Below are 26,357 nucleotides of genomic sequence, written 5' to 3'. Positions count from 1 at the left end.
GCTTGTGCTGCGAAGGTTCGGTTTTCCGTTCTCACCGCGCACGCTGTCATCGACCGTCCAATGTAGATCATCGGAGCATCAGTCATCCAGTAGCTGTTGTCGATCACGCCAGCCCAAGCGGAGCAAGGTGAGTGCACTGGCTGACAACCGGGGGCCAAGCCGGTCGATGGCCTCGGCTGTGAACGGCATGTCGGTTCGTCCACCGCGGCCGATCACCCGTCCCTCGTCGTTGGTGTCAACGAGATCGGCGAACAACCGGTCGAATACCACGTCGTCGACCACGGCCACGGTCATCTGGACGGCCCCGAGTTCCAGGGGCTCCATCGCCAGGCCGTAGTGCCAGAGTCGAAGCCCACCCTCGGCGCGTGCTCGATCGAATGATCGGAACGGCTCCTCATGTGCGTAGTCGATCGGCCGGGACGTAGAGCCGTCGTGCTCGGGGTTTCCGAGGAACTCCTCGGAGAACTCGCGCATGATGTTGCGCCACAACGAGAAGTCGTTGCGCACGTCGGCCAGATCGACCGAGGAGGGCTGGAATTCACCGGCCGGCATCACATGGCACAGGCCGCCACCGTCCGCGACTCTTCCGCCGTCGCGCTCGTGCAGCACGAACCTGTGCTGACCGTCCGACCGGTCACGCCGGATGGTCAGTGTGCTGATACCCGGCGACATCAGCAGCCGCTGAGGGTCGAAAGGATCACCGATCGCCGCGCGCAAGGGAAGGGCGCTCCAGCCGGGCACTGAGTGGTTCGAGGCCAGCCACGCAGCCTTGAACTCGTGTGCGAGGGCCTGCTTGACGTCGAACACCTCGAAGAAGGTGGTGGTTCCGAAGCTCAGCGCCAGTCCGTGATCGGATTGCAGGTCGAGTAGCCGGTAGCTCAGCCGGTTCTCCAGCAGCCGTGGGCGGACGAGGTCCCGCACCGCTCGGCTGTAACCCGCGTACAGCTCGCCCCGGTCGGTCAGCGGCAGGACGTGTTCCAACGATCGCAGTGGGCGAGTCGGCCGCTGCTGGTCCGACCACGCCAGCCGCACCGATTCCAAGGGAACTGGCTGCTCGAGCAGCCAGCCGGGGCCGGCGAGCACGTGGCCGCCGGGTGCCCGTTGTGATTCCGGATAGAGCCAGGCGGCCAGTTCGGACAGCTCGCGGCCTCGTACCCCTGGCGCGTTTCGCACGTGGAGCCATTCCTGCTGGCTGCGCCGTACGTCCGCTGGAGCGGCCTTGTTCGACGTCGGGGTGGCAGACCTGGAGCCGGTCTGGCGTTTCGTCCGGTGCAGGATGTCGTCGAGTTCAGCGAGGGAGATCCGCAGACTTGTCGCGAGGTCGGGTCGTTGCCAGGGCTGGGGTGCTTGGGTACCCCGTTCCCATCGGCCGATGGTGCCGCGGTCGATACTCAGTTGCTCGGCGAGGCTTTCCTGCGTGAAGCCGGCCGCCAAGCGGTACGCGGCCAGCGGACTCACCGACTCGCCCATCAGCAGACCACCCCGTCAGTCACCGACGCATCGTACCGACATCTCACGTATGCGCAGGTCACAGGGGCCGCGCGGCTCCGCTTGATCGGAGCCTGGTCACAATGACGACGCCGCTGGGAGCCGACCGAGGATGGGCACCGGTACGAAGTTCTCCGCGTAGCGCACGCCGATTCGGGAGCCCCATAACCGGGCAAGGATCTCGGCCATGGGACCGAAGTGGTCGCTGATCGGCTGCGAGGTGTGGGCCGCGAGCGCGCGCTTCTTGATCTCGTAGGTGTCGGTGATGTCGATGGTGGTGTGTGCGGGTACGGGGCCGTCGGCGGTGAGGCTGTTGTAGGTGTCGGCGGTGTAGACGCGGCGTGGGTACCCGGTGGCGATGACGACGTCGGGCAGGGCGGCGACGAGCGTTTCAGCGAGGCTCCGGTGATCGGGGTGAACGTCGCGGATGGGGTGAGTGATGACGATCTCGGGTCGGACGGCGAGCAGCAGTTCGCCCAGGGCCGTCACGGTGGGTTGGTCGTACTGGTACAGCTTGGCCCCCAGGATCGCCGCTCCGGCCGCTGCTTCGGCATCCCGCGCTGGTTCGGGGTGATGCGGGATCGCGATGGTGACGGCGGCCCCGGAGGCGGAACAGCGGGCGAGGGTTCCGCCCGCCCAGAGTTCGGCGTCGTCGGGGTGTGCCATCACGGTCAGCACGGACGCTGGAGCGGTGAACGGCGAGGCGGTCACCAGAGTCCGAGTTTCTCGATGACGTCGGCCGGCTTGGGCAGCTCGCGCGTGGGGTGGCCGGTCGGGTGGTGTGGGAGGTCGAGGCCGGTGCGCATCCGGATGAGGTCGCGCCAGGCGAGCACCTGCTCCCAGGCGTCGGTGACCTTGGTCTTCTTCGCTCCGGTCAGCCGTCCGGAGGCGGCAAGCTGGTCGAGGCGCAACCCGCCGGCCAGGAGCTTGGCGGCCGTGCCTTCACCGATTCCCTTCACCCCTGGGATGTTGTCGGCGGTGTCGCCCTTCAGCGCGCAGAAGTCGGGCCACTGGTCCGGTGTGACGCCGTAGCGGTCGACGACCTCGGCCGGGCCGATGTGCCGTCGGCCGCGCTTCATCACGGTGTTGAGCGCGTGGACCCGGTCGTCGACGAGTTGGTAGAAGTCGCGGTCGCCGGACATGATCCGCACGTGCCGCTCGGGGGTTCGATTGCGGGTGGCGGTGACGAGGGTGGCGATCACATCGTCGGCTTCGGCGGTGTCGATCTCGATCCAGGCGATGCCGTAGTCGGTCAGTGCTCGCTGGACGTGCGGGATCGCGCGCAAGGGTTTGAGCGCGGCCTCGTCGAGGACGCGGTTGGCCTTGTAGTCAGCATCGCTGTCCTTGCGGTCGGCGGCGCCGTGCTCGCCGTCGAACACGACCAGCACCTCCGGCGGCTCCGGCATCTCCTCGCGGATCGCGACCCTGAGCAGGGCGAAGAACCCGAACTCGGCGGTCAGGTCGCGGGTCTTGTCGCGGGAGAGGATCGCGGCGGGGAACCCGAACGCCGCGCGCCAGAGGAGGTTGTGACCGTCAACCAGGAGCAAAGGGACGCCAGCAGGCATCACCGCACCGCCTTTACGAATGTCTCGGCGACTGTGGTGGGCAGATAGTCCCGCGAGCGGTAGTACGCAGCCCTGGATCGTTCGGCGTAGCCTAGCGGGTCTTCGAGTAGATGCTCGGCGGCGCGCCACAGGCCGTGCTCGCCCCAAGATCGGGGGACGATCACCCCACCGGCCCCGTCGCCAGTGCCGACTAGGGCGGGAAGGTTGCCTACGTCGAAGGCGACGACGGGGGTGCCGACGCTCATCGCCTCGAGCGCGACCAGCCCGATGGTCTCGCGCAGCGAGGGCACGATCACCACCGCGGCCTGCGCGAGCCAGGACGGCACCTGGTCCCAGGTAAGGCCGCTGCCGTGGATGGTGCCGAGCTTGAGATGGGCTGCGGAGTAGCGACACTTATCCAGTTCAGCCGCCTGGCCGCCGGATGCGTCCTCGAATCCGGCCTCGCCGACGATCACCTCGATCGTCCGGTCAACCAGTCGTCCGGCGTCCAGCAGGGCTCGAATGTTCTTCTCCGGCCCGAGCCGGGCCAGGATCCGGAGGGGGCCGTGCCGTCGCAGCGCTTCCCGTCGTGAGCCGGGTGGCGGCTCGTGGTCGTAGAGCAGGGCGTTGGGCACGATCTGCCAGCAGTCGGTGTCGTAGTCGCGATCGTGTGCTTGGTCGAGCACCGTCTGGGAAGGCGCGATCACCAGGTCGGCGCGGTCCAGGGCGGGTTGGAGGTCTTGGTCGTGCCCGACGACGTGCATGGCCAGTACCGAGCGCGCGCGGCTGACCGGCGCGGCTCTGCCGAGGCCCCACAAGCCGTCGGTGTAGACAGCGATGTCGACCCGGTGCTCGCGGTACAACTCGCACAGTTCGGCGGCGAGCAGTGCGTCCTGCCCATGGGTGCTGATCGCGTCGCGCAGTTCATCGTCGTCACAGGGGAAGTCGACGCCCACTGAGCAGATCTTCATCACGCCGTCGTCCGGGGTATCGGTCGGGGCGGCGGTCAGGATGAGGGTGCGGTGACCGAGCTGGCGCAGTCCGTGCGCGAGGGCGGCGGTGGCGCGCTCGATCCCGGCCGGCGCGTTCGCCGTGTAGGAGACCAGGACGAACGCGAAGGTCAACGGATCCAGGCTAGACATGGCGATCGACCTTCTCTGGGAGCGGCAGCGGATTGGTGTCCTGGTCGGCGGGCGGCTTCTCCCAGGGGAAGACCACCCAGTCCGAGACGGTCCAGACCGAGTAGTCCGGCGACCGGGCCGCCCCGGCGTTGAGGCACAGGACTGCGGTCAGCAACTGCGCGCTCGGGCTGAGCAGGGGTGCAAGCTCGTGTCGGAGATGGCGAAGGGTGGCGCCGCTGCCACAGATGTCGTCCACCACCAGCACTCGGCCCTTCATCCGTTGACCGTTCAGGGTGCGGGTCAGCGGGTCGAGGTCGAGGGTCACCTTGCCCGTTGCTTGCTGGTAGGCCGTGTCGCTGGTGTTGTGTCGGGCGTGGACGGTGCGGGCTTTCAGCCCGAGAGCGGCGGCGATCATGCGGGCAGGCGCGACACCGCCATGGGCGATGCCGATGACGTGCTGAACCGCTTGATGATCGCGCAGGATCGCGCCGGCCAGCAGCGTAGTGGCCTCCCGGAGAGAGTCAGGGTTCACGCGCCAGATCTGGTGGTGCTCGAAGACGCGGCGTCCGGCCGTCATTCGTGCTTCCGCTCCTGGAGGGCAAGGGGTTGCCTCGCCGAGGTGACTGCGGGTGCTGTGCGTACCCGCGGTCCTCCTGGCCGGTTTGACGAACCCACTCATGCCGAGCCGTCTCGGGCAGTCAGTGCGAGGTCGATGACTCCACGCAGTGGGCGTAGGGAGGTGATGGAGTGCGCGCCCGGCTGATTACGCCATACCTGGCCGTCCGCTCGGATCACGGTGAACCCCCCGGCTGCTTCACGGGTGCGCAGCCGTACCGGCACGGGCGAGCTGGTGGTCAGATCTGCGAGGAGGTCGGTGGCCTCGACGTCGGTCAGCTGCTCGTCGCCGGCCAGCCGGGCGCCTTCCCCGATGAGGAGCATTTGAAGGAAGGTCACCCCGTGCAAGCCAAGCGCGGCGGCCAACTCGATCATCGGCCGGACGCTGGCTTCTGCGGTGGACCGCAGCAGGACGGTCTGGATCTGGGTGGGGATGCCGTGGGCAACCGCCGCGCGGATTCCGGCGATGGCGTGATCGAAGCTGCCCGTGCCGCGCCAGTGGTCGTGGCGTTCGGCGTCCGGGCCGTCCAGGCTGACCCGGACGGCGTCCACGCGGGACGCTAGGGCTTCGACGCGGCGTGCCAGGTGGGTGCCGTTGGTCGTGACGCTGACCGCGCTGCCGCCCGCGACGAGGATGTCGATCAGCTCGGGCAATTCGCGCAGCAGCAGTGGTTCGCCGCCGGAGATGTCCACGCCCAGGACCGCGGACTCGGCGAGCAGGTGCGCGATGCGACGACGGTCGGACCGCGCCAGTTCGGACACGGACTTGTCGTCCAGGCAGTGAGGGCAGGTGAGGTCGCAACGCACCAGGGGCGACCAGCACACGCTGATCGGCTCGTCGGCATGCACGGCCGCCGGGTGGATCTCGAGCCAGGAGGCAACATCGGCGTCGGGCAGCCTTATACGGCCAGAGCCGACTTCGGTCCCGGCACGGTGGGTCAGCCCAGTGAGCGGGTCATGGACGACGCGCTCGGTCCCGTATGCCCCCGCCGTGAAAGTCCGCGTCGTAGCGGTACATCGCCTGGTCACAGGTTGTCCTGCGGTGGCAGCAACGACGGGGAGAACAGCTCCTCGAACGGCTTCGGGCCGACATACTGGCGGCACGTGCAGGACACCCACTGGTTGCCGATCCACACGCCGAACTCGGTCCGAGCGTCCCTGTGCAAGATCTGGCCGTGGCATTCCTTGGTGTCGGCGTCGTGCTGTTCGAGCCCGTGCGAGCAGCCGCAGACCGGTTTCGGCGTGGTGTCTGCGGGTGCGCGGCGGCAGGTCAGCTTGCCGGCCAGCAGCCCTGTGGCGAGCAGGCCAGCGCCGACCGCGAGGGAAATCGGGTCGATCATCGGGCAGTGTCTTCTTTCTCGTCGTCGTGGCGGCTTTCGATGCAAGGGGCCCGTCTCTGGCGCTAGTGGGGTCGCAGCACCTCGCAGGTGTGCAGCAGCTCGCTTACCTCAGCGATGAACGAGTGGGTGCGGCCGGTCGGGGCGGGCCGTCGCATCAGGTCCCAGTAGCGAGCGAGGGTGCCGGGCCAGGTCGCGAGCTTTCGTTGCCACTGCTGTTCCGCGTCCGGTGGATCGAGGTGGAACCCGACGACCTGCCGTAGCGGGATCACTAGCAGCCCGCTCGCGATCAGGCACGCACCGAGGTAGGTGTCTTCCATGCCCCAGCCGATCCGCCCGAACTCGGGATCGAACCCCCCGATGTCAAGGACCGCTGCGCGCGGCACGGCGACGAGGCAGGTGACGACCATGCGGGGCAGGTCCCAGTCGACATAGCGCCGGCCATAGCCGAGGTCGACGAAGTCACGCGTGTGGTCCAGCGGACGGCCATCGAAGCACTCGGTCAGCGTGATGCCGCTGTAGAGCAACGGGCGGCCGACCGGGGGCCGCCATACGACCCGATGGTCTGCGCCGAGTTGGGGATGCTCGGCCAGGACGCCGCGTCCGCCTTGGTGCAGGTAGTAGGGCAGGTTGTGGCGGAACCCCACGAGCACCGTGGTGTCGGTGGCACGGGCGGTGATGTCGGTGATCGCGTGCGGGGGCAGGACCATGTCGGCATCGAGGTAGAGCACCGTCTCCCCGCAGGCGAGCGCGGTGCCGAGGTTCCGTGCGATGGCCCCACCCACGCGTTCTGGGAGCCGCAGGACAGTGGTGACGATCGGGTGTCGGACTGCGATAGCGGCTGTGGCGTCGGTGCTGGCGTCGTCGATGACGATGACCTCGAACCGGTGCCGGCAGTGCTGGCCTTCCAGGGCATCGAGCACGGCCGGCAGGCAGTAGCCGACATTGTGGGCCGGGACGACGACCGAGAGAGAACGCGCGGCAGCTGGAAAGAGGTCCAACGGCGTGGGCTCATGCCAGCCGATCCCTGATGTGGCTTCCCAGCTACGGGTTTTGCCGGTGTGAAAGTTGCTGCGGGACCGCAGATTCTCGTGCAATGAGGTCACGCCCACCCCCACCGGCGCAGGTGAATCAACCCGTCCTGCCATCCCCGGGGGTCGGGGATGATCGCGATCTGTTCGACGCGGTCGAGGTGGTCAAACACGCGCTGCAAGGCGAGCAGGTACAGCGGCTCGACCAGGATCAGCATGTGCCGCAACGACGGCGTCTCGGCGAGCTCGGCGTCCAGCTGCGCGGAGACCGTTCGTTCGTGCAGACGCACTGCATCGGTCCTGCTCGCGAGCCTGCGGTCGTACGTGTGGATTGCGTCGTCAGGGTGCAGAAGGCCGTGCGCGGCCGAAAGGATACGGATGCGGGCTCGGCGAGCTGCATCAGTAGCGAAGTGCTCACGCGCACCCGGAATGCACGCACCCCGGTAGAGCTGAAGCGCCGGGACCGGAACGCTCGTCACGAGCTTCCGCCGCGAGCAGTTGAGAATGATCAAACCCTGGTCGGGTGGCACGACCCGTGGGGCCAGCGACCGAAGTGTCATGGCTCGCGCACCACCCGTACGCCGATACCGCGCGAGCGCAGTTCAGCGGGCGCGGCGTTGAGGAATGTGCACTGGGCATACAGCGGCAGCGCGGCGTACGAACCGCCGCGGATGACGACTCCGTCGCTCATCGCGGTACTGGAGGTCCATTCCCACACGTTGCCGGCCACGTCGAGCACGCGTTCAGGCGTCGCCCCATCGGGGTGCGTGCCGACTGGGGTGACCGTGCCGTGCCCGGAGTCACGTAGGTTCCCAAGCGTCGGCAGCCACGGTGCATTGCCCCACGGCCAGCGTCGACGGTTCGGTCCGGCGGCCATCCATTCCCACTCCACCGAGCGAGGCAACCGCCCGCCCAGCAGGCTGGCGATCTCGACGGCCTCGGCGTGACTGATCCCGGCGACGGGAAACCTTTGCCCGAGGCCAGAATACTCGCTTGGCAGGTGGCCGTAGGCAATCGGAGTGCGCGTCCACAACAAGGTCGGGACCCGGATGGGACGCGCGTCGTCGCCGAACGCGCAGACTCCCCCGTTGATCTCGATCCATTCCAGGTTCATACCTCAGCCGCCGATCAGGAACAGGTCTTCGACATTCACGTCTTCGCGAATCCGGCTCTTGATCTCATTGGGACACAACCGGAGCGTGAGGAGCGCGTCGCTGATCGCATAGAACGCCTCGTGCGCTTCCTCGCGGGCTCCGGCGAAAGCAACGTAATTGTCGGCGAAGCGCACGACACGGAGCCCAGAGACCCTCTTGTCCACTTGAGACAGTCGGAGGTTGATCAACATGGGTGCGAGGCCGGAGCCCGGCGCGATCGGGCTCGGCATCGCGGCGAGCGCCGTGCGCAAACGGGCCAGAAGAGCGCCGTCGTGAATGTGTTCGGCGTGCCAGTCGATGACTTCGTCGACTATCGCGCCTGCCGACACCGAGGCGACGTCGAGATCGGCTGCCCACCGGAAACCGGCCTGGTGATACATGGCTGCCTGACGGAGGGAGGTGATGCGATTGCGGCGCGGACGGAACCCTGAGACCCAGCCGCGGAAGGCGCGCGCCTCCAGTATCGGTTCGATGGCGTTGCGGAGCGCACGGTGCACCAGCCGGTCCCGCACGGTGGGAACGAAGGCGTGAATCTGTTTACCAGTATAAGTGGAAAGCGGCACGTCGCGGACCGGTCCCGGTTGCCAGGTTCCCTCAGCGAGTTCTATGGCGAGTTGCGGTAGCACCGTTTGTGCTTCGCGGCGGAGGTCGCCCCAGGTCATGCCGTCGGCACCGGGTGCTGACGCTCGCTGGCCGCACTGTCGCAACGCACGTCGCAGGCGCGGTTCGGACAACAGCGGCATCAGCGAGTGCGATTGCAGTCCGGAGGCGAAGGGCACTGGCGCAATCCCGGCCCGCTGCGCTACCGTGCTCGGTGCTTGGGCGGCAGGAACGATCCCTTCGCCACGCTGCACTGGTTCGCAACCCGACACGCGCGAACCGTGGCGCGGGGAACGACGGCCCCGCCCAAGCCCGGCCGGTAAACCGAGTTCTTCCCCTGTTTTCATGGCCATCTCCTCACGCACACGCATTGCGATAAGTGGTGGGGTCGGGGAGGCCGTTGCTCTCGAAAGCCTCCTTGCGCTCGATGCAGGTTCCGCATGTCCCGCAGTGCATTGCCTGGCCCCGGTAGCAGGACCACGTCCGTTCAAAGGGAACTCCGAGCGCCGCACCGATCCGGACGATGTCGGTCTTGCTGTGAGCGAGAAACGGGGCGAGGACCTCGAAATCGCTGGCCAGCAGGCCCTCGTTCGCAGCACGAACCGTCCGGGTGAACCGTTCGACGAACTCCGGTCGACAGTCTGGATAAATAGCGTGATCACCAGCGTGCGCACCGAACGCCACGACATCGGCCTTGCTGACAATCGCCACTGCGACCGCGATGTCGAGTATGATCGCGTTCCGATTCGGAACGATCGTGGCACGCATCGACTCGTCGGTGTAATGACCATCGGGCACCGGCACGACGGTGTCGGTCAGGGCCGAGCCAGCCAGCAGCCGCCCGAGCGTCGCGAGCTCAATGGTCTTCTGTGGACAGCCAAGCAGGCTTGCGATGTCGGCCGCGTGCTCCAGTTCAACCCGATGCCGTTGGCCGTAGTCGAAGGACAACAACGTCAGCTTCGCTCCGCGCGCTGCCAGCCAGTACGCCAGCACGGTGGAGTCCAGCCCGCCGGAAGCGATCACGATGGCGTGGCGCGGATGCCGGTGGGCAGGGGTGCCGATCGGCATCTTCACCGCCTCCCGCGCAACGAGGACGTCAAGCGCGCAGCGCCGGCCACCGCAGTCCACGGCGGGAGGGTCATATTTGGCTGCGGCCGTTGAAGCCACCGCACGCCGTTCTCTACGTGGCACACAGCAGGAAGCAAGATGGTGTCGCCGCGTCGTTTCCACCCAACGCCGATGCGGATCAAGTCGTCCCATGACGACTGCCGCATCGTGGTCCGTGGCTGAGTGAGGAAGATCCAGTCGTCAGGATCACCAGGAACCACAATGACGGGGGTACGCAACATGTGCCGCGCAAGAAAGTTGTTGACCTCCCCGGCAAATCCGGCGTGCATGATGAGCGCGTCGATACTCTCGCCGAGCGGAAGGTGGACGTTGCCAGTGGCGCTGTCGATGGTGGTTGGCCACACGAACCCGTCGCTGCGGTCCCGTACGGGTTGATCGGATTGCTGTATGGCCTGGGTGTGGTGGTCGTCGATGACAGCGATCATGAGCAGGTCCTCCTCTAAAGACATGAGTGCTGGTGACGGCTGAACGGAAGGCGTCGTGGAACCACTTCCGCCCAGCCGCAGTCGGTGGTGCGAGGGCGCGCGGCCGTCCGAAGGCATGGCGAGAACTCCGGCCGAGCCGTCACATTCGGTTAAACGGCCCCCGCTCGGTGCGGCGAGTGCTCGGCGAAGAGCACCTCACGCAAAGCTGCCCGGAGTCTCCCGGCCTCGGCGTTGGTCAGCCGGGCGAGCCGTCCGCCGGGCAACTCGATCTCGACGTCCGAAGGAGTCAGCCGCCGCAGGTGCAGAGCGGATCGATGGCCGTCGCCGTCACGACAGTCGACTCTGCGGTGGTACCACCCCAGGCGACGGAGCAAGATCGCGGCGGGCACGGTCTGACCTGACCGCCTCATGAGCCTTCGGTCTTTCTGATCAAGCCGAGGCCGCGCGTTCCAGCAGTCGCGATCGCGTGCCGCAAGACCCGGTTGGGCGGCTGGCGTGGCGCGCGGCGGTGCGAACCGTCGTACTCGGATGCGGGCTGCTGCATACTTCGCGATGCCAACCGCAGCAGGCAACAGACAAGCAGGGCGCCAGCCGTGATCATCCGAGCTCACCCCCGGTTACGGGGATCGCGGCGGGACCACGCATCGGGATCGTGGTCCCGCCGCGATATGGCGACGGAGCAGGGCACTGCTCAGCGGTTGGGCGAAGACCGCCGTTGTTTTGCTCCGCCGTGCTCGCCAAGCCGGTTGTCGTGGGTCCAGAAGCGCTTCGCGCGGGTGTGGTCGCCGCCTCAATCGCTTGCATGACCGCAGAGCGGAATTGGGCGGTGGTGGCGTGGTCGAAGACCGCGACCTCCGAGCCACGCACGACAACACGCAAGGCCCGCTCGCGACCGACGACATCCCGGCACGCGATGGACCAGGATCCGGTGTCCGTCATGCGGCACCGCCTCGCGCGGTGTCGCTATTCCATTCCCGTCGACACATCGGCTGCACGAACAAGCACGGCACAGCGAGCTGAGTCTGTGGGCATCGCGGCGCGCAGGGCGTCGCGAATCGCTGGGAGAGCATCATCCACTCCAATAGTCAGCGAGTCCCTATTCGGCCTGTTGAGTTATTCCGTCCACCCAGGACGCTAGAAGCGGACAGCGAATCAGCACCCGGCGACCATTCGATGCGCCTGCCAGGCGATGCCCGTGGCCGGTTCCAACTGTTTGATGGTCACGGCTGCGAACACCGACCTACTAAACGATCGCCACGGGGATCGGACCAGAGCGGCTATGCGGCGGCGATAGGGCGCAGATGGAGCGTCACCCCCGATGAACTGCACAAACGCGGACCTAACCACTCCAATACCCGACGGGTGAAGCGGGTTGGAACCGTGCAACCAGGCTTCTCGACGGCGCATCCGCGGATGCCACGGCACCCCCAGGAGGAACAATTGATCGGTCGCGTTCGGAAGCGTGAGCAAATGCTCCTCACGCCATCCCGCAGTGGGCGATGCTTCCCGCCGAACACAAAGGGCGTTCGCCAGCAAAACAGGCGACGGGTGTTCGCCGCCGGCCAGCTCGTCAAAGCGGCGCTGCCGGAGAACGCGGTGGACAGTGCGCACACTATGACACCCAAGGCGGCCGAAGCCGCTGCGGCTGCCGAATCGAAGCACTCGCACCGCATCGTCCACGACCTGCTCGGCCAGCTCCATGGCCACCGGCAGCTGCGGCCGGTGCGCGAGCTGACTGAGACGGTGGCCACGCTCCTACCGAGCGAGGAGCCTTGAGCGACAAGCAGCCGAACCACTGCAGCGACCGTGCGGTGTTCGCGCATGACCTGCGCGATGAGGGCAAACCCGAGGTGGAGTTCAATCCCGGCATCGCCGCCTGGCTGCCTTGCAAGAACGTGGCCGCGGGCGTACTCATCCGCGATGAGGCCGGGCGGGTGCTGTCCGGTTCCGAGCTGCTCGTGGACCAACGCCGAAACCACCGCTTCCATAGGAGTCTCCTACTACCCCGCGCGCAACAAAGGTCTCAGCAACGCCTACACCAACGTCAAGCCGCAGATGAAGCGCTGGGACGTGCTGCCACCGATCCAAGGTTTTCCGGCCGTCGCCTACGCCACTCAGCCGGGATCGACCCCCAACACCTGCGATGTGCTGGTCGGCGTCACGGATCGGCTGTCGTTTCTGGTCGATGTCGCACCCCGAACGAGCAAGATGGGCAAGATAGACCCATGCCCGCTCGCGGCCGACGTCGCCAACGACGTCCTCACCACGCTGAAGAGAAGAACTGACCACACCGCATGCGATCATGTCAACGCAGGTCCGGTGCCCACCCTCCCCTCCCTCGGCCGGCGGCAGCACATCGCGTAGCCCTTGTTCCAACCACGGGAAAACCGGGTAGAACGCATCTTCATCGTCGTCCTCGCCGTGGTCGAGCAGCGAGACGATGCTCGGATGGCTCAGCCGCGAAAGAGCGTCGACTTCGCGCCGGAAGAACACCCGGTTCGTCTTGTCCGCGCCCGCACGCGGGATGAGCTTCACCACGACGTGCTTCGCGGTGACACCGTCAGCCGCCTTCACGACCGTGGACGCACCGCGCCGGCGCTCGACTTGAGGAAGGACACCGTGCCTCCACGGATCAACAGAGTCCGGCTGCGCAGCGAGAACCACGGCCACCGACCCTGCAGCGGTGGGCTTTCTTGATCCCAGTCGCGGCTGGTCACGATCGCCGACTCCCATCAAGGCCGCCACCTACAGCGTTGCGAAAGCGTCGAGGATTCATCGGGACGCAAGATTGTCGGACCCCTGCCCTACAGTGGCGCCCTGTGAACACAGTGAGTTCTGACGCAGGCGCGATCGGTGATATCCGTGGTCGTTGCTCGATGACGGCTGCGGCGGAACCGGTCGATGAGCAGCAGAGACCCCACGCCTGTGCGCGTGCCCGGCGCGACGGTGGCGGGGTGGTCCGCGTCGGCCGGCACGGAGAGGCGCGGCCGGCGATCGGCGAGGACAGGGAAGGGGGCCGGCTGTGACGGTGGGGAGTTTTGAGGATTTCGTCGCGGTGGCGACGGGCGGGAAGATGAGCCCGTACCGGTATCAGGTGCGCCTGGCGGACGAGGGGTTCCCGGACGTGCTGCGGGTGCCGACCGGTACGGGGAAGACGCTGGCGGCGGTGCTGCCGTGGATGTACCGGCGTCAGGTGCATCCTGACACGACTCCGCGGTGGTTGGTGTTCGTCGTGCCGCAGCGGGTGCTGGTCGAGCAGACTCTCGGCAAGGTCCGGGAATGGGTTGAGCGGGTGGAGTTGCCGATCAGTGTGCATGTCTTGATGGGCGGGGAGGATTCCGAGACCTGGGAGTGGATGTCCGGTCCTGTGCGTGATCGGGTTTTCGTGGGCACGCAGGACATGGTGTTGTCGAGGCTGTTGATGCGCGGCTTCGGGGAGGCGCGGTCGAGCTGGCCGCGCAGTTTCGGGTTGCTGCATGCCGGGGTGCAGTTCGTGTTCGACGAGGTGCAGCTGATGGGGCCGGGGTTGCCGACATCGTTGCAGCTGCAGGGACTGCGGGACAGCTTCGGTGCCGCGTTGCCGTGCCGGTCGATGTGGATGTCGGCGACGCTGGACCCTCAGCGCTTGCGGACACCGGATTTCACCAGGGAATTGTCTGTTGTCGAGCTGGGAGACGACGACAGCGATGAGGGTTTGCGGAAGCTATTGGACGCCCGGAAAACGGTCGCGGAGGTTCGGCTGGGCGACCCGGACGGGCGGCGTTATCCGCGGGAGCTGGCCAAGCGAGTGCTGGCCGAGCACCGGGCGGGGACCCGCACTCTGGTCGTGGTGAACACCGTCGACCGGGCCGCCGCGATGTTCGCCGAGCTGCGCGGAGCAGCACCGGCCGCACGACTGGTGTTGCTGCATGCGCGGTTTCGGCCCGGGGATCGGGAGCACCATGTCGAGGCTGCGCTCGCAGAGCCGGGCGGGGCGGGCACGATTGTGGTCAGCACGCAGGTGTTGGAGGCGGGTGTCGATGTCACGTCCGAGACGCTGGTGACGGAGGCGGCGCCGTGGTCGTCGCTGGTGCAACGCGCGGGGCGGTGCAACCGCGACGGTAAAGCCAGCGAAGCCCGGCTGCTGTGGGTGGTGCCGCCGCGGAGCCGGGACATGTACCTGCCCTACGATTCCGGCGATGTCGACGCCACCGTGGACCAGTTGCGCAGCCTGGAGGGGCACGGCCTGACGGGGCCGCAACTCGCGGCGCAAGACGTCCTCGAGCGCGACCAGCTGCATCCGGTGTTGCGCCGCCGCGACCTGATCGATTTGTTCGACACCGCACCAGACCTGTCCGGCAACGACATCGACGTCAGCCCGTTCATCCGGGACACGATCGACCGGACGGTGCCGGTCGCCTGGCGTGACCTCTCGGGTGACGGGTGGACGGCGATGCCCGCCCCACGGCGCGAGGAACTGTGTCCGGCACCAGTGGGCGCGGTCAAGCGCGTGGTGTCCGCGGGGACCTCGGTGGTGCTCGACCAACGGGACGGTGACTGGCGCATCGCCCGCGAGGACGACGTCCGCCCGACCGCGCTGCTGGTCCTGGACGCGGCGCGCGGCGGCTACACGTCCCAGACCGGATTCGATCCGCGAAGCACATCCCCGGTCGACCCGGTCGAGCCCGCCGAGGACAGGCAGCGGTCCGGACCGGACGGGCTGGACCGCGACCCCGAGTCCGGCGGACGAGCGTGGACCGGGCTGGCCGAGCATCTCGCCGACACCGAGCACGCCGCACGCGTATTGCTGGACGGCCTGAACCCCGACCTCGGGCAGGACCTGCGTGAGGCGATCGCGCTGGGCGCGCGCTACCACGATCTCGGCAAGGCCCACCCCACATTTATCGCCTCGCTGGACAAGGCCAACCCGGACACCCCGCCCCCGGCGACCGCCACGGTGTGGGCCAAGTCGCCCAGCCGGACACCGCTGCGTCACGATCCGCGGCATTTCCGGCACGAACTGGTCAGCGCGTTGCTGCTGCTCGATCCCGACACCGGGCTGCTGGACGGTGTGGCGGAGCGTGACCTCGTCGTGTATCTCGCGTTGGCGCATCACGGAAAAGCACGGCTGACCGTGCGTGCCGTCGAGGACGAGCCGCGCGACACCGTGCTGGGCGTCCGGGAAGGCTCCGTGACAGCCGCGACCGACCTGCCGGGCACGCGCCTCGAGGAGCGGACCCTGTCGCTGGCCGCGACCCACCTGGGCGTCGGCTCGCTGACCGACCGGGCGCTTCGGCTGCGGGACCGGAAGGATCTCGGGCCGTTCCGGCTGGCGTTCTGCGAAGCCCTGGTCCGCGCCGCGGACGGCCGGGCAAGCGACAAGGACGGTGTGTGATGCCCGACCTCGCCCTGCCGGGCTGCCGGACGACGCCGCTGGCCGGATACCTGTCCGCTCTGGGGATCTTGCGGGCCGTGACGCGATGCGTCGACGACGAAGCGGCCGGATACTGGCGACGCGGCACATTCGTCCTGCGCAGCACGGTGCCGACCGTCAAAGCGCTCGTCGCGGTGCTGGACGAGAGGTTCGAGCCGGAAGCGATCGTGTCGCCGTGGAACGCAGGCTCAGGATTCGCGGGCAACGGCAAGAACACCACCGCCGAAGCCGCGCTCGAATGGGTACGCGCCTCGCACGAACCCCGGCTGGCCGCTCTGCGCGACGCTGTCGACGCGGCGGACCGGGTGATCGCACAAGGACAAGAGCTGGGCTGGGGCGGCAAGAACGGCGCGCTGTGGGACGCGGCCTGCAAGCGGGACGTGCTGCAGTTGTGCCGCAACGAGTTCCCGGACGCCGCGCTGGCCTGGCTGGACGCCGCGACGGCACTGGCCGGCGATGCGGATGTCGCGTTCAGCCGCCTGCTCGGGACCGGCGGGAACTTCGGCCGCCAGGACTTGTCGGTCACCTACCTGTCCCGGCTCCGGACAGTCACAGCCGACCGGCGCAGCCGCGCCTGGCTGGCCGCGCTGCTCACCGGAGACGAATCAGCGCCGTATCTGCGGGACGCGGTCGGGCAGTTCGACCCGGGCCGCGCGGGCGGCATTCAATCCTCACCGCTGGAGAAGACGGACGACAAAGGGTTCGTCAACCCCTGGGCATTCCTGATGACGGTGGAGGGAACGCTGCCGTTCGCCTCCGCGGTGGTCCGGCGCCACGGCAGCGATTACGCGGGCGCCGCGCTGCCGTTCCAGGTGCAGGGCTCGGCCGGTGGGTTCGCAACCGCGGCGCCGGGAGAATCGATTCTCGGCGAGTTCCTGGCCCCGGAATGGGGCGCTCCGGCCCGCCTGCCGGAACTGGTGGCGCTGTTCGGCGAGGGCCGAGCGCAGTGGCGGGGGAAACCGGCACGATCAGCGCTCGACCTGGTCCGCGCAGCCGCGAATCGTGCTGTGGACCGGCGTATCACCGCCTTCCACCGACACGTTTTCGTCGACCGCCATGGCCAGAACCCGCTCGCCGTGCCCGCCGGAACCATCACTGTCCCGAGGACACGGCGTCCGGTCCAGCTGCTCGCCAGTCTTGATCCGTGGCTGGACGCGCTGCGCGGCCCGGCGAGCAACGCGGTCGCCGCCCGGATTCGCGGCGTCGAGCAAGCACTGTTCACCCACGCGGACACCGGACACGCGACCGACCTGGCCGCCGTGTTCGCCGCCATCGGGCGATGCCACGAGACGACCGCCCGCGCGGGGAGCACCCGCACGATCGTGTCGCCGCTGGTCCTCCCCCACGGCCGCGCCCTCGCCGACGAACTACGCCCCGCCTTCGCCGATGATTCTGAGCTGCGGATAGCGCTCGCGCTCGCGACCGCGCGGGATCCCGGTGCCGAATGCCCGACGCTGGGCGGACTGCGCCCCTTGCTGTCCCCGGTCACGGTCGGCCCGCGCCGGCGGCCAGTGTGGTCAGGCCGCCCCAGTACTGCCTCGCTCGGTGCGGGACTCGTTGCGGCGTTGGCGTCCCTGGCACGGCGCCGGTCGATCCCCCGCCCCGACGAACCCGGCGACACCGCTCCGTTCCCGGCAGTACGCGGCGCCAGGATCGCGTTCCACCAGGGCATGTTCGCCCGGCCCCCGGATGTGCAGGCGCTGCTCGCCGGTCACCTCGACGAGCCGAGAATCGCCGACCTGCTGGCCGGGCTGCTCACCGTCGACTGGACAGGCACCGACTTCCGGCTGCCGCCTGACGAGCACGGGTTCCTGAGCAGCGCAACGAACTACTTGCTGCCGTTCGCGTCGACCGCGCCCCTGGAACTGCCCCGCGAAGACGGTGGCACGACACAGATACGACTTCGCCCCGGCAATGCCTGGCCCGCCCAGCTGATCGCGGGCCACGTCCCCGACGTGCTCGACAACGCGGCCCGCCGCCTGACGATCACCGGTATCCCCCAGGTCCTCCGGCCGCCCGAAGCCCGCATCAGCGGCGACCGGCTGACCGCCGTGCTCCTGTTCCGCATCAGCGAACGCGACCGGATCCGGGCACTGAACCGGATCTCCGTCCTGCCCACTCCAGAAAGGTCAACACAGTGACAACCCGCCTGGCCTACGAAGCCGATCTCGTCCCGATCCTGGGCAGCACCTTCCAGCCGACCGGGTTCCCCGACCTCGGCGCGGCCACCTTCACCCGGTTCGAGGACGGCCAGGACGTCCCGGCGCTGCTGGTCGAATCGGTGCAGTCGATGGCCAACCGGCTCGAAGCCACCGCCTGGGACGAGCCGGGCAACCAGCCGGTGCCCGCCATGAACGGCCTGCCCTGGATCCGGGTGGTCCGCGACAGCACCGGCGAATTCCTCACCTCCAGCCGGCTCGAAGCCCACCGGCTCGCCTCCCCGTTCGTCCACGCCTCCACAGTGGACGGAAAACCCGTATTCGACCTCATCGGCGAACGCCTCGGCCTGGCCAAAGACACCCCGCTCAACCGGTCCGCGATGGCCGCCGCGATCGCCGGACTGGACCCGTTCTGCCTCATCCACGGCGTGTTCTTCGCCCACAAGGCCTGGTGGGGCCAGCCGAAATTCCCCCGAGCCCTCTCCAGCGTCATCGAAGCCCACCACGTCGAGCGAGCCGACAGCGGCGGACGCAAATCCGACCGCGTGCGCCACCAGATCTCCGACGACACCGAAGGAACCTCCGAAGGCTACGGATCGGTCCCGTTCGCCCGGACCGAATGGACCGCCAAACACATCCGCGCATCCTTCGTCCTCGACACCGAACTGCTGCACTCCTACGGCCTGCCCGCACCCACCACCGACCTCCTCGAAACGATCGCGTTATGGGAAATCCGGTCCCTGCTCTCCGGAGGTCTCCGGCTGCGCACCGCCTGCGATCTCGACCTGGACGGCGACGTCCGAGCCCGCCGCAACAGCCCACCGCTGCCCGCCCTCGACCACCTGACCGCAAAGATCACCGAACTGGTGCCCCACTGCGCCGACATGCTGGGCAGCGGAGAGCCCCTGACCGTGCACTGGACCGGCAAAGGCAAGAAAAAATGACCGTCACCCTGGCCCTGCGCTTCCCCTGGGGCCGCTACCACGCCACCCCCTGGGGACGTCACGTCAACGAAGGCGCCGTCGAACTGCCGCCGTCGCCCTGGCGGATCCTGCGCGCGCTGTATGCCGTGTGGCGCACCCGGGCACCCGACCTCGACGAGCACGTCGTGCACCCGCTCCTCGACAAGCTCGCCGCCGTGCCTCCGACAGTGTTCGTGCCCGCCCACACCATCGCCCACACCCGCCACTACTACCCCGACAGCAAACACACCACCGCCGGCATCAGCGTCGACCAGACCCTGGACGCCTTCGCCGTCCTCGACCCCGACGCCGAACTCGCGCTCCAATGGCGCGGCCTCGACCTTACCGGCCCGCACCGCGACGCCCTGGCCAAACTCGCCGCGTCCCTGCCCTACCTGGGCCGGGCCGACAGCATCTGCGAAGCCACCCTCGCCGACCACTGGGAACCAGCCGGTCACGACATCTGGCAATCCGTCGAAACGGCCGAAATGATCCCCGCCGACGCCGAGGTCACCGCCGTGCTCGCCGCCGAACATCCCCTCGACCTGGAGGCACTGGTCGCACGGCCGGTCGACGTCCGCAGAGGCGGGCTGCTGTTCCCCCGCGGCACCCGCTTCGCCGGCTACCAGAAAACACCCGCGACCACCCGCCCGCGGCGACGGCCCCCGACAACCTCTGTGACCGCCATCCGGTTCGCGATCGCCCAACGCGTAAAACCGCCCAGCACCGACGCGCTGATCTACACCGACCTGCTACGCAAAGCCGCGCTGCGGAAACTCGGCGACCTCCGCACCGAACCCGCGGACACCCTCCTCGGCGGCAAAACCGCCACCGGCACCACAACCCGCGACCACCACCGGCACGCGCACTACCTGCCACTGACACAAGACCGCCACCTGAGCGGGCTGCTGGTCTGGGTCCCCGCCGGGCTCAGCGGCGACGAACTCGACGCGCTGACCGCCGCGACACGACTCCACACCGGCATGAACGAAAAATGGCGCCTCAACCTCCGCGCCACCGACACCGGCAACATCCACGACACCGCCCCGGAACTGGCTCGGCCGTCACGCCGCTGGACCTCGCTGACCCCGTTCACCCCAACGCGATACCCGAAAAACAAAGACTGGCCGGAATTCCTCCGCACCGAAATCGAACGAGAACTCGGCTACCGCGGACTCGACGACCTGCACATCCGCGACCTGAACCTTCGAGAAGAAAGGACCCCGTTCAGACGCACCAGGCCCTCCGCCCCGGACCGCCGGCGACCCTCCGCATTCGTCACCATCACGGTGAACCGGGAAATCGCCGGCCCTCTGGCACTGGGACATCTGAGCCACTTCGGACTAGGCTTGTTCATTCCTCGACCGTGAGGAGCGGTCATGCTGGAAGACCTGTTGCCCGCGCGGATGGTCAACGAGTTCGTCTACTGCCCGCGCCTGTTTTACCTCGAATGGGTCGAGGCCCGGTTCGCCGACAACGACGACACCCGTCTCGGCCAACAGGTCCACCGCAAAGTCGACCAAGCATCCGGCGCCGTACCACTACCGGAGGACGGCCCGGTGACAGCCGCTCGATCGATCACGGTGAGTTCGCCGCGGCTCGGCGTGATCTCCAAGCTCGACCTGCTCGAAAACGACGGTAACGGAGCCGTTGTCCCGGTCGACTACAAGAAAGGCAAGCCGCAGCCGGACGGCAGCCCGTGGCCAAGCGACGAAGTGCAGGTATGCCTGCAGGCGTTGGCATTGCGCGACAACGGATATTCGTGCACGCACGCGGAGCTGTACTACGCCGCCACTCGGCAACGGGTCCGCATCGAGCTGACCGGGGAACGCGTTGCCCGGGTCGAAGACGTCGTCGCCGGCGCCCGCCGCGTAGCCGAGCGCGACACAGCACCGCTTCCGCTGGTCGACAGCCCCAAATGCGTTCGATGTTCACTCGTCGGCCTGTGCCTGCCCGACGAAACGAACGCACTTCTCGCACGCCGAGACCAGCCACCACGTCGCCTGGTTCCTCGCGATCCAGACCAACGGCCGGTATATGTCACCGAACCAGGCTCGTTCGTCGGAGTCCGCAGCGGACGACTCGAGATAACCCGGGACAAGGAGAAGCTCGCCTCGTTCCGGCTGATCGACGTCGCTCAGCTCGCCGTGTTCGGCCGAGTCCAGGTCAGCACCCAGGCGTTGCAGGCATGCTTCGCCCGCCAGATACCGGTCCTCTGGCTAAGCACCGGAGGCTGGCTGCACGGCTATGCGCTCGGACAACCCCCCAAATACGCCGAGCTGCGAAGGCGCCAAACCGCTGCGCACGCGCAAAGCCGCACCGGATACGCACAGAGCATGATCGCCGGCAAGATCCTCAACGCCAGAACTCTGCTCCGGCGCAATGCCCGAGGAGACGTGAACGTCACCGTAGCCTCGCTGAAGCGGCTTGCGGAGCAAGCACGATCCACCAGCACCTTCCCCACTCTCCTGGGCATCGAAGGCACCGCAGCCAGACTGTACTTCGCTGCCTTCCCAGCCATGATCGCTCCCGCAGCCGATCACATCGCCCACACGTTTTCCCAGCTCGGACGCAACCGGCGGCCACCACCAGACCCGCTCAACGCTCTGCTGTCCTTCTGCTACGCGATGCTGACCAAAGACCTCGTCGCGATCACGCTCGGTGTCGGCCTCGACCCCTACCTCGGGATCTACCACCGCTCACGCCACGGCAGGCCCTCCCTTGCCCTCGACCTCGCCGAAGAGTTCCGGCCGCTGATCGCAGACTCTGTCGTGATCAGCCTGCTGAACAACGGCGAAATCACCAGCTCAGACTTCCTCCGCCGCGCAGGAGCCGTCTCATTGACCGCCAACGGCCGACGCACCGTCCTGCGCGCCTACGAACGCCGGCTCGACACCGAAATCCAACATCCACTCTTCGGCTACCGCATCTCCTACCGCCGCGTCATGGATCTACAAGCGCGGCTCCTCTCCGGCGCCCTCGTCGGAGAGATTCCCGAATACAAGCCAATGATCACCAGGTGAAAACCCATGGCCCGGCATCGATACGTCATCGCCTACGACATCGCCGACCCCGCAAGGCTCAGACGAGTCTGCACACTCATGGAAGACCACGGCGAACGCCTCCAATACTCGGTCTTCCTCTGCGACCTGTCCCCCGCCGAACGAGCCGAACTCGAATCACGCGCCACCGACGTCATCGACCTGGCTCACGACAGCATCATCCACATCGACCTCGGCCCGATCCCGTCCGCGCCACCCATCCATACCCTCGGAAAACCCCGCACGCTTCCGAACCCTCGCGCCAAGATCGTATGAACCGCGAGCGGTCCAGTACCCACCCAACCCCCAGCCACCGCTCGCACACAGATCAGACCCCCAAAACCCACCCCAGCCCAGCCACACCCCAGCCAATTCACAGCCTGCACCGACGACCGCTCGCATCCTGGAGTAAAATCCCAGGTCACGACCCGCAAAACCAGCGAGCCGTGCCTCCGGCGCACAGCGCCGGACTCCATTGCGGCGTGGTCGGCGGGCGCCAGTTTCGGCGCGGCGCTCCCGGAGTGCCTCCGGCGCACAGCGCCGGACTCCATTGCGGCCTAGATTCTAAGTGTCGGTGTGCCTGAGCGGTTCCGGTGAGGTGCCTCCGGCGCACAGCGCCGGACTCCATTGCGGCCCGAGCCCTCCACGCGGCGGCTCGGTGGTGTTTCGGGTTGTGCCTCCGGCGCACAGCGCCGGACTCCATTGCGGCGCAAAAGAAGCGGCGGGTGACACCAGTCCGGAACCGCCGGAGTGCCTCCGGCGCACAGCGCCGGACTCCATTGCGGCACGATCTGTCCGTGCGTGAATGCCTGGGCGTCCAGGAGCTTGTGCCTCCGGCGCACAGCGCCGGACTCCATTGCGGCCGCATGAACAAGGTCGGCTGACCTTCCCTCTGAGTTTCGGGGTGCCTCCGGCGCACAGCGCCGGACTCCATTGCGGCGTCTCCGGTGCAATCCGCTGCAGCTCGTCGGCGACGTCGCGATGTGCCTCCGGCGCACAGCGCCGGACTCCATTGCGGCGACTTCCTGAGCGAGCAGCTCGCCGGGCTGCTCCAGGTGCCTCCGGCGCACAGCGCCGGACTCCATTGCGGCGATAACTCTCGATGCTGTAGGGGGGCCCGCCCTGCGGTGCCTCCGGCGCACAGCGCCGGACTCCATTGCGGCGTGTCACGTGCGAGCCGCCGCCTCAGAGACGCCTCCGTGCCTCCGGCGCACAGCGCCGGACTCCATTGCGGCCACGCGTAGTCGGCAACCCGGTCCTCACCGCACCGGGTGTGCCTCCGGCGCACAGCGCCGGACTCCATTGCGGCTATAGGTAGAGGCAAAAAACCTTAGGTCCATGATCCGGATGTGCCTCCGGCGCACAGCGCCGGACTCCATTGCGGCGCCGGAACCGAGGCGACAGGCGGTTCTCCCGCCTAGCCCGGATCTTTCGTGTGGGTGACGGCCGGGCTTGAGACCGCGACCAGTGGCTGTTGCGCGTGCTCCTTCCGTTGTTCGGGATGGCCAAGATGGCCCGCTGTCGACCGGGTGTCGCCGGGTTCCACTGCCCGATGGTGATGCTGGTTGTTCGTAGGAACAGGGTTCTGGCTGGTCAAGCCAGTCGCGGTAGGTCGTGTAGGCGCTGGTAGGCGGTCAGGACCAGATCAGCCCAGGGCGCGTGGCCGGCCAGCCGGAGGTGGACCCGCCTGGCGTGGCAGGCGATGCGCCCGGCGATGGAGAACAGGCGTAGCCGCAGGCGTTTGGGCTCCCATCTGCGGGCGTGGTGGCCGGTGAGGGCGAGTATCTGGGTCCATGCGGTCAGCTCGACCGCCAACGCGACGATCGCGACCCAGATCTGGTTGTGGGCGAATCCGCGCATGGGCAGGTTGGTCAGACCGGTGGCCTTGCAGCCGCGGATGCGGTCCTCGGCACGTGCCCGTCGGCGGTGCCGCAACTCCAGATCGGCGAGTTGTCCGCGGGGTGTGTTGGTGGCGAACGCGGTCAGCCTCAGCCCGTCGGCGTCGGTGAACCGCAACTGCGCGCCGGGGTGCGGTCGTTCCTTGCGGACGATGACCCGCATCCCTTTCGGCCAGCCCGTCAGGTCCAGGACTCCGGTGGCCTCGGCGACCCAGGCCCCATCACGGGGGATGCGGTCGTCGTCGTAGGCCGGAGTCCATGCCTGCCGTGGGATGCGGGCCAGGCGCTCGACGGCGTCGTCGGGCAGGGTGAATCCGAGTGAGTAGCCCAGTTTCCGGGCGACCAGCCAGTCCAGGAAGTCGTGGGTGGCCCCGGCGGCGTCGGTGCGGATCAACACTTTTCGGCCGACGCGTCCGCCCTTGGCGGTGAAAGGCAGTTGCCGCAACGCATCGCGGGTGACGGTGATGTGGTCGGCGGCGGTGTTGGAGCCCGCGTTGCCGGGGCGTAGCAGGAACGCGAGTGGTTCGCCGGTGCCGTTGGCACCGTGGTCGACGAACGAGCACAACGGGTGAAAACCGTAGCCCCGCTTGAAGGTTGGTGCTGCGGACTCCTTGTCGGAGTGGGCGGTGAGCAGGGTGGCGTCCAGGTCGACGATCACCGGGTGCTCGGGGGTGATGTTGTGGTCGGGCGCCTGGTCGCCGGCCAGTGTCCAGGCGGTTGCTCGTGTGGTGGCGCGGGCGGTGTTGATCGCGGCCAGTGCCGCGTTGACGTCGTCGGCGAGGGTGGCAATCAGACGGGAGACGGTGGGGTCGGAGGCGACCGGGCCGAACAAGCCGGGTTCGGCGCGCAGGATGGAAATGTCGGCCAGGCAGTCACCGCCCAGAGCCAGTGTGACGGCCAGGTCGCAGATGATCTTGGCGGGGTCGTGGATGGCGTTGGGGTGCCGCCAGCGGGCCATGGCTGTCGAGAGTGCCTGGTAAAGGCCGGTTTTGGTCACCGTGGTGGTCAGCAGTGTCGCTCCTGCCTGCGACACGATCACTGTTCCCGTGGTGTCGACCGTCAACGATGGGTAGGCCCCGGTAGGCTTGCTCACCAGAAAGGTGCTCCTGTGCTGGTTCGGACATGACCCTCGACAAGTCATATCCTTGCAGCTCAGAGCACCTTTCTCCTGTATTGACACCCATCACGCCGAATCGGCACGAAAGCGGCGGGCTAGTGCCTCCGGCGCACAGCGCCGGACTCCATTGCGGCCCGGACCGGGTTGCCCCGATCACCGCGGTCGGCACCGTGCCTCCGGCGCACAGCGCCGGACTCCATTGCGGCTTCGAATCCCGTCTCCACCTCGCGCGATTAGCTCAGCGGTGCCTCCGGCGCACAGCGCCGGACTCCATTGCGGCACGCCGAGGCCTCCCCGGGTTCGGCGGCGCCGTCGATGTGCCTCCGGCGCACAGCGCCGGACTCCATTGCGGCGTTTCGCCGCTTCGCCTCGTCGATCCATTCCGGGATGTGCCTCCGGCGCACAGCGCCGGACTCCATTGCGGCACGCCGAGGCCTCCCCGGGTTCGGCGGCGCCGTCGATGTGCCTCCGGCGCACAGCGCCGGACTCCATTGCGGCGTTTCGCCGCTTCGCCTCGTCGATCCATTCCGGGATGTGCCTCCGGCGCACAGCGCCGGACTCCATTGCGGTGAGCGGGACGAAGGGCCGCACATCGCTTGGCGGCGCGTGCTGGTGCCTCCGGCGCACAGCGCCGGACTCCATTGCGGCCAGGGGCGGCCATCGCGGTAGGCCAACCCATCAACGTCGCGACTTGGGTGTCTTTGCTGGGGATCACTGCGATCGGCGACATGCTTCGTGATCGAACGTCCGCGTCACCAGAAGAGCCACAAGAAAAGTCGTCAGCAAGACGGAGCGGCAGCACAGCAACGTGAGCCGCCGAGGACCCGCAGCTTCGCCTGGAACAGGTCCGGGGAGGCTAGGGAGAAGCTCTTCGATGACGCCGAGGACTGGTCGACCGCTCCTACCGGATCCAGCTGACCGGCCGAGCCGGTGGTGCCGACCGGCACGGTAGCGCGAGAGGCGGGGAAATTCACCCAGATCGGTTACGCCGTAGACCCGGTTCTCTCAAGTTGTCGGAAAAGCTCTCGCTTAAAGCGAGAGGACGGCTCGCGCCTTTGACCTGCACGGATCAGGTCTTACGATCGAACATGTGTTCCCGCGTGGCGTGGGAACGGTCATCGCTGTCTTCCCCGCAGCGGTCGGGCACGGGGGGCAGGACTGCGCAAGGTGAGTGACAACCGGTCGACGGGCGGTCGTGGACCGTCTGGTTTCACCAGCCAGATGCGGTGGAGCGAACTGGCCCGTATCTCAGCCGGGCGCCCAGCACCACGGGTGCGGGGCGATGGCGGAGATTCTCCGGCGTGGTCACGCAAGCCCGACGGCA

22 protein-coding genes and 2 CRISPR repeat arrays are annotated in these 26,357 nt (G+C 67.8%); of the genes, 8 read left to right on the top strand and 14 right to left on the bottom strand.

What is annotated here, in order from left to right:
- Window positions 1–78: 78 nt before the first annotated feature.
- The 13 genes from ATK36_RS26545 to ATK36_RS26485 all read right to left on the bottom strand — a co-directional run bounded on the left by ATK36_RS26545 (window position 79) and on the right by ATK36_RS26485 (window position 10,443).
- Window positions 79–1,470 (bottom strand): helix-turn-helix transcriptional regulator, encoded by a 1,392-nt coding sequence (locus ATK36_RS26545; protein WP_098513974.1) that lies wholly within the window; start codon window positions 1,468–1,470, stop codon window positions 79–81.
- 96 nt (window positions 1,471–1,566) lie between these two features.
- A complete protein-coding gene (locus tag ATK36_RS26540; protein WP_245915205.1) occupies window positions 1,567–2,166 on the bottom strand; it encodes a PIG-L deacetylase family protein in 600 nt (199 codons plus the stop codon).
- A 29-nt stretch (window positions 2,167–2,195) separates the two neighbouring features.
- Window positions 2,196–3,053 carry a 5'-3' exonuclease gene (locus ATK36_RS26535; protein ID WP_245915199.1) on the bottom strand — a complete coding sequence of 286 codons (858 nt, stop codon included), beginning with the start codon at window positions 3,051–3,053 and terminating at the stop codon, window positions 2,196–2,198.
- Window positions 3,053–4,174, bottom strand: coding sequence for a glycosyltransferase family 4 protein (locus ATK36_RS26530; RefSeq protein WP_098513971.1), 1,122 nt, complete (start codon window positions 4,172–4,174; stop codon window positions 3,053–3,055). The genes ATK36_RS26535 and ATK36_RS26530 overlap by 1 nt, the downstream gene beginning before the upstream one ends.
- Complete coding sequence (locus ATK36_RS26525; RefSeq protein WP_098513970.1) at window positions 4,167–4,730, bottom strand: phosphoribosyltransferase; 564 nt, start codon at window positions 4,728–4,730, stop codon at window positions 4,167–4,169. Before ATK36_RS26525 ends, ATK36_RS26530 begins: the two co-directional genes overlap by 8 nt.
- A gap of 98 nt (window positions 4,731–4,828) precedes the next feature.
- Entirely contained in the window at window positions 4,829–5,617 is a 789-nt protein-coding gene (locus ATK36_RS26520; RefSeq protein WP_245915197.1) for a radical SAM protein, read from the bottom strand.
- A gap of 176 nt (window positions 5,618–5,793) precedes the next feature.
- The gene (locus ATK36_RS26515) at window positions 5,794–6,108 is read right to left on the bottom strand and encodes a hypothetical protein (protein ID WP_098513968.1); all 315 of its coding nucleotides are present in this window, start codon (window positions 6,106–6,108) and stop codon (window positions 5,794–5,796) included.
- Window positions 6,109–6,170: 62 nt separating this feature from the next.
- Window positions 6,171–7,106 carry a glycosyltransferase family 2 protein gene (locus ATK36_RS26510; RefSeq protein WP_245915194.1) on the bottom strand — a complete coding sequence of 312 codons (936 nt, stop codon included), beginning with the start codon at window positions 7,104–7,106 and terminating at the stop codon, window positions 6,171–6,173.
- A gap of 101 nt (window positions 7,107–7,207) precedes the next feature.
- Window positions 7,208–7,696, bottom strand: coding sequence for a DUF6884 domain-containing protein (locus ATK36_RS34475; RefSeq protein ID WP_098513966.1), 489 nt, complete (start codon window positions 7,694–7,696; stop codon window positions 7,208–7,210).
- Complete coding sequence (locus tag ATK36_RS26500) at window positions 7,693–8,250, bottom strand: formylglycine-generating enzyme family protein (RefSeq protein WP_098513965.1); 558 nt, start codon at window positions 8,248–8,250, stop codon at window positions 7,693–7,695. Before ATK36_RS26500 ends, ATK36_RS34475 begins: the two co-directional genes overlap by 4 nt.
- A gap of 3 nt (window positions 8,251–8,253) precedes the next feature.
- Window positions 8,254–8,952 carry a reverse transcriptase family protein gene (locus tag ATK36_RS26495; RefSeq protein WP_245915189.1) on the bottom strand — a complete coding sequence of 233 codons (699 nt, stop codon included), beginning with the start codon at window positions 8,950–8,952 and terminating at the stop codon, window positions 8,254–8,256.
- 295 nt (window positions 8,953–9,247) lie between these two features.
- Window positions 9,248–9,958, bottom strand: a complete 711-nt coding sequence (gene queC / locus ATK36_RS26490; RefSeq protein WP_098513964.1) for a 7-cyano-7-deazaguanine synthase QueC — start codon at window positions 9,956–9,958, stop codon at window positions 9,248–9,250.
- Window positions 9,959–9,960: 2 nt separating this feature from the next.
- Window positions 9,961–10,443 (bottom strand): hypothetical protein, encoded by a 483-nt coding sequence (locus ATK36_RS26485; RefSeq protein ID WP_098515194.1) that lies wholly within the window; start codon window positions 10,441–10,443, stop codon window positions 9,961–9,963.
- A gap of 1,548 nt (window positions 10,444–11,991) precedes the next feature.
- Between ATK36_RS26485 and ATK36_RS26465 the strand changes: the two genes are divergently transcribed.
- The 8 genes from ATK36_RS26465 (at window position 11,992) to cas2 (ending at window position 22,294) form a co-directional block, all read left to right on the top strand.
- Complete coding sequence (locus ATK36_RS26465; protein WP_098513960.1) at window positions 11,992–12,219, top strand: hypothetical protein; 228 nt, start codon at window positions 11,992–11,994, stop codon at window positions 12,217–12,219.
- Window positions 12,220–12,363: 144 nt separating this feature from the next.
- Entirely contained in the window at window positions 12,364–12,807 is a 444-nt protein-coding gene (locus tag ATK36_RS26460; RefSeq protein WP_170069912.1) for a DUF3558 family protein, read from the top strand.
- Window positions 12,808–13,465: 658 nt separating this feature from the next.
- Complete coding sequence (gene cas3g, locus ATK36_RS26455) at window positions 13,466–15,817, top strand: type I-G CRISPR-associated helicase/endonuclease Cas3g (protein ID WP_211291959.1); 2,352 nt, start codon at window positions 13,466–13,468, stop codon at window positions 15,815–15,817.
- Window positions 15,817–17,997, top strand: a complete 2,181-nt coding sequence (gene cas8g1, locus ATK36_RS26450; protein ID WP_098513958.1) for a type I-G CRISPR-associated protein Cas8g1/Csx17 — start codon at window positions 15,817–15,819, stop codon at window positions 17,995–17,997. The genes cas3g and cas8g1 overlap by 1 nt, the downstream gene beginning before the upstream one ends.
- Window positions 17,994–18,959 (top strand): type I-G CRISPR-associated RAMP protein Csb1/Cas7g, encoded by a 966-nt coding sequence (gene cas7g, locus ATK36_RS26445; protein ID WP_098513957.1) that lies wholly within the window; start codon window positions 17,994–17,996, stop codon window positions 18,957–18,959. The genes cas8g1 and cas7g overlap by 4 nt, the downstream gene beginning before the upstream one ends.
- Window positions 18,956–20,347 (top strand): type I-G CRISPR-associated protein Csb2, encoded by a 1,392-nt coding sequence (csb2, locus tag ATK36_RS26440; protein WP_098513956.1) that lies wholly within the window; start codon window positions 18,956–18,958, stop codon window positions 20,345–20,347. Before cas7g ends, csb2 begins: the two co-directional genes overlap by 4 nt.
- Window positions 20,348–20,356: 9 nt before the next feature.
- Entirely contained in the window at window positions 20,357–22,000 is a 1,644-nt protein-coding gene (locus ATK36_RS26435; RefSeq protein ID WP_098513955.1) for a CRISPR-associated endonuclease Cas4/Cas1, read from the top strand.
- 6 nt (window positions 22,001–22,006) lie between these two features.
- On the top strand, window positions 22,007–22,294 hold the full coding sequence (gene cas2 / locus ATK36_RS26430) for a CRISPR-associated endonuclease Cas2 (RefSeq protein ID WP_098513954.1): 288 nt from the start codon (window positions 22,007–22,009) through the stop codon (window positions 22,292–22,294).
- A 170-nt stretch (window positions 22,295–22,464) separates the two neighbouring features.
- Window positions 22,465–23,403: a CRISPR direct-repeat array (repeat unit 36 nt; unit sequence GTGCCTCCGGCGCACAGCGCCGGACTCCATTGCGGC).
- A 208-nt stretch (window positions 23,404–23,611) separates the two neighbouring features.
- On the opposite strand, the gene ATK36_RS26425 is transcribed toward cas2, so the two are convergent.
- Entirely contained in the window at window positions 23,612–25,057 is a 1,446-nt protein-coding gene (locus ATK36_RS26425) for an IS1380 family transposase (RefSeq protein ID WP_387000211.1), read from the bottom strand.
- 74 nt (window positions 25,058–25,131) lie between these two features.
- Window positions 25,132–25,681: a CRISPR direct-repeat array (repeat unit 36 nt; unit sequence GTGCCTCCGGCGCACAGCGCCGGACTCCATTGCGGC).
- Between the last annotated feature and the right edge of the window lie 676 nt (window positions 25,682–26,357).

It is taken from the genome of Amycolatopsis sulphurea (genome assembly GCF_002564045.1).
GTDB lineage: Bacteria > Actinomycetota > Actinomycetes > Mycobacteriales > Pseudonocardiaceae > Amycolatopsis > Amycolatopsis sulphurea.
The sequence above is the reverse complement of the archived record's forward strand: the minus strand, read 5'-3'. Positions and strand labels throughout refer to the sequence as shown.

Coding starts and splice junctions, on each gene's coding strand:
- ATK36_RS26545 (WP_098513974.1), bottom strand. CDS start 1,470: ATGGGCGAGTCGGTGAGTCCGCTGGCCGCGTACCGCTTGGCGGCCGGC.
- ATK36_RS26535 (WP_245915199.1), bottom strand. CDS start 3,053: ATGCCTGCTGGCGTCCCTTTGCTCCTGGTTGACGGTCACAACCTCCTC.
- ATK36_RS26530 (WP_098513971.1), bottom strand. CDS start 4,174: ATGTCTAGCCTGGATCCGTTGACCTTCGCGTTCGTCCTGGTCTCCTAC.
- ATK36_RS26525 (WP_098513970.1), bottom strand. CDS start 4,730: ATGACGGCCGGACGCCGCGTCTTCGAGCACCACCAGATCTGGCGCGTG.
- ATK36_RS26515 (WP_098513968.1), bottom strand. CDS start 6,108: ATGATCGACCCGATTTCCCTCGCGGTCGGCGCTGGCCTGCTCGCCACA.
- ATK36_RS34475 (WP_098513966.1), bottom strand. CDS start 7,696: ATGACACTTCGGTCGCTGGCCCCACGGGTCGTGCCACCCGACCAGGGT.
- ATK36_RS26500 (WP_098513965.1), bottom strand. CDS start 8,250: ATGAACCTGGAATGGATCGAGATCAACGGGGGAGTCTGCGCGTTCGGC.
- ATK36_RS26495 (WP_245915189.1), bottom strand. CDS start 8,952: ATGACCTGGGGCGACCTCCGCCGCGAAGCACAAACGGTGCTACCGCAA.
- queC (WP_098513964.1), bottom strand. CDS start 9,958: ATGCCGATCGGCACCCCTGCCCACCGGCATCCGCGCCACGCCATCGTG.
- ATK36_RS26485 (WP_098515194.1), bottom strand. CDS start 10,443: ATGATCGCTGTCATCGACGACCACCACACCCAGGCCATACAGCAATCC.
- ATK36_RS26460 (WP_170069912.1), top strand. CDS start 12,364: ATGAGGCCGGGCGGGTGCTGTCCGGTTCCGAGCTGCTCGTGGACCAAC.
- cas8g1 (WP_098513958.1), top strand. CDS start 15,817: ATGCCCGACCTCGCCCTGCCGGGCTGCCGGACGACGCCGCTGGCCGGA.
- csb2 (WP_098513956.1), top strand. CDS start 18,956: ATGACCGTCACCCTGGCCCTGCGCTTCCCCTGGGGCCGCTACCACGCC.
- ATK36_RS26435 (WP_098513955.1), top strand. CDS start 20,357: ATGCTGGAAGACCTGTTGCCCGCGCGGATGGTCAACGAGTTCGTCTAC.
- cas2 (WP_098513954.1), top strand. CDS start 22,007: ATGGCCCGGCATCGATACGTCATCGCCTACGACATCGCCGACCCCGCA.
- ATK36_RS26425 (WP_387000211.1), bottom strand. CDS start 25,057: ATGACTTGTCGAGGGTCATGTCCGAACCAGCACAGGAGCACCTTTCTG.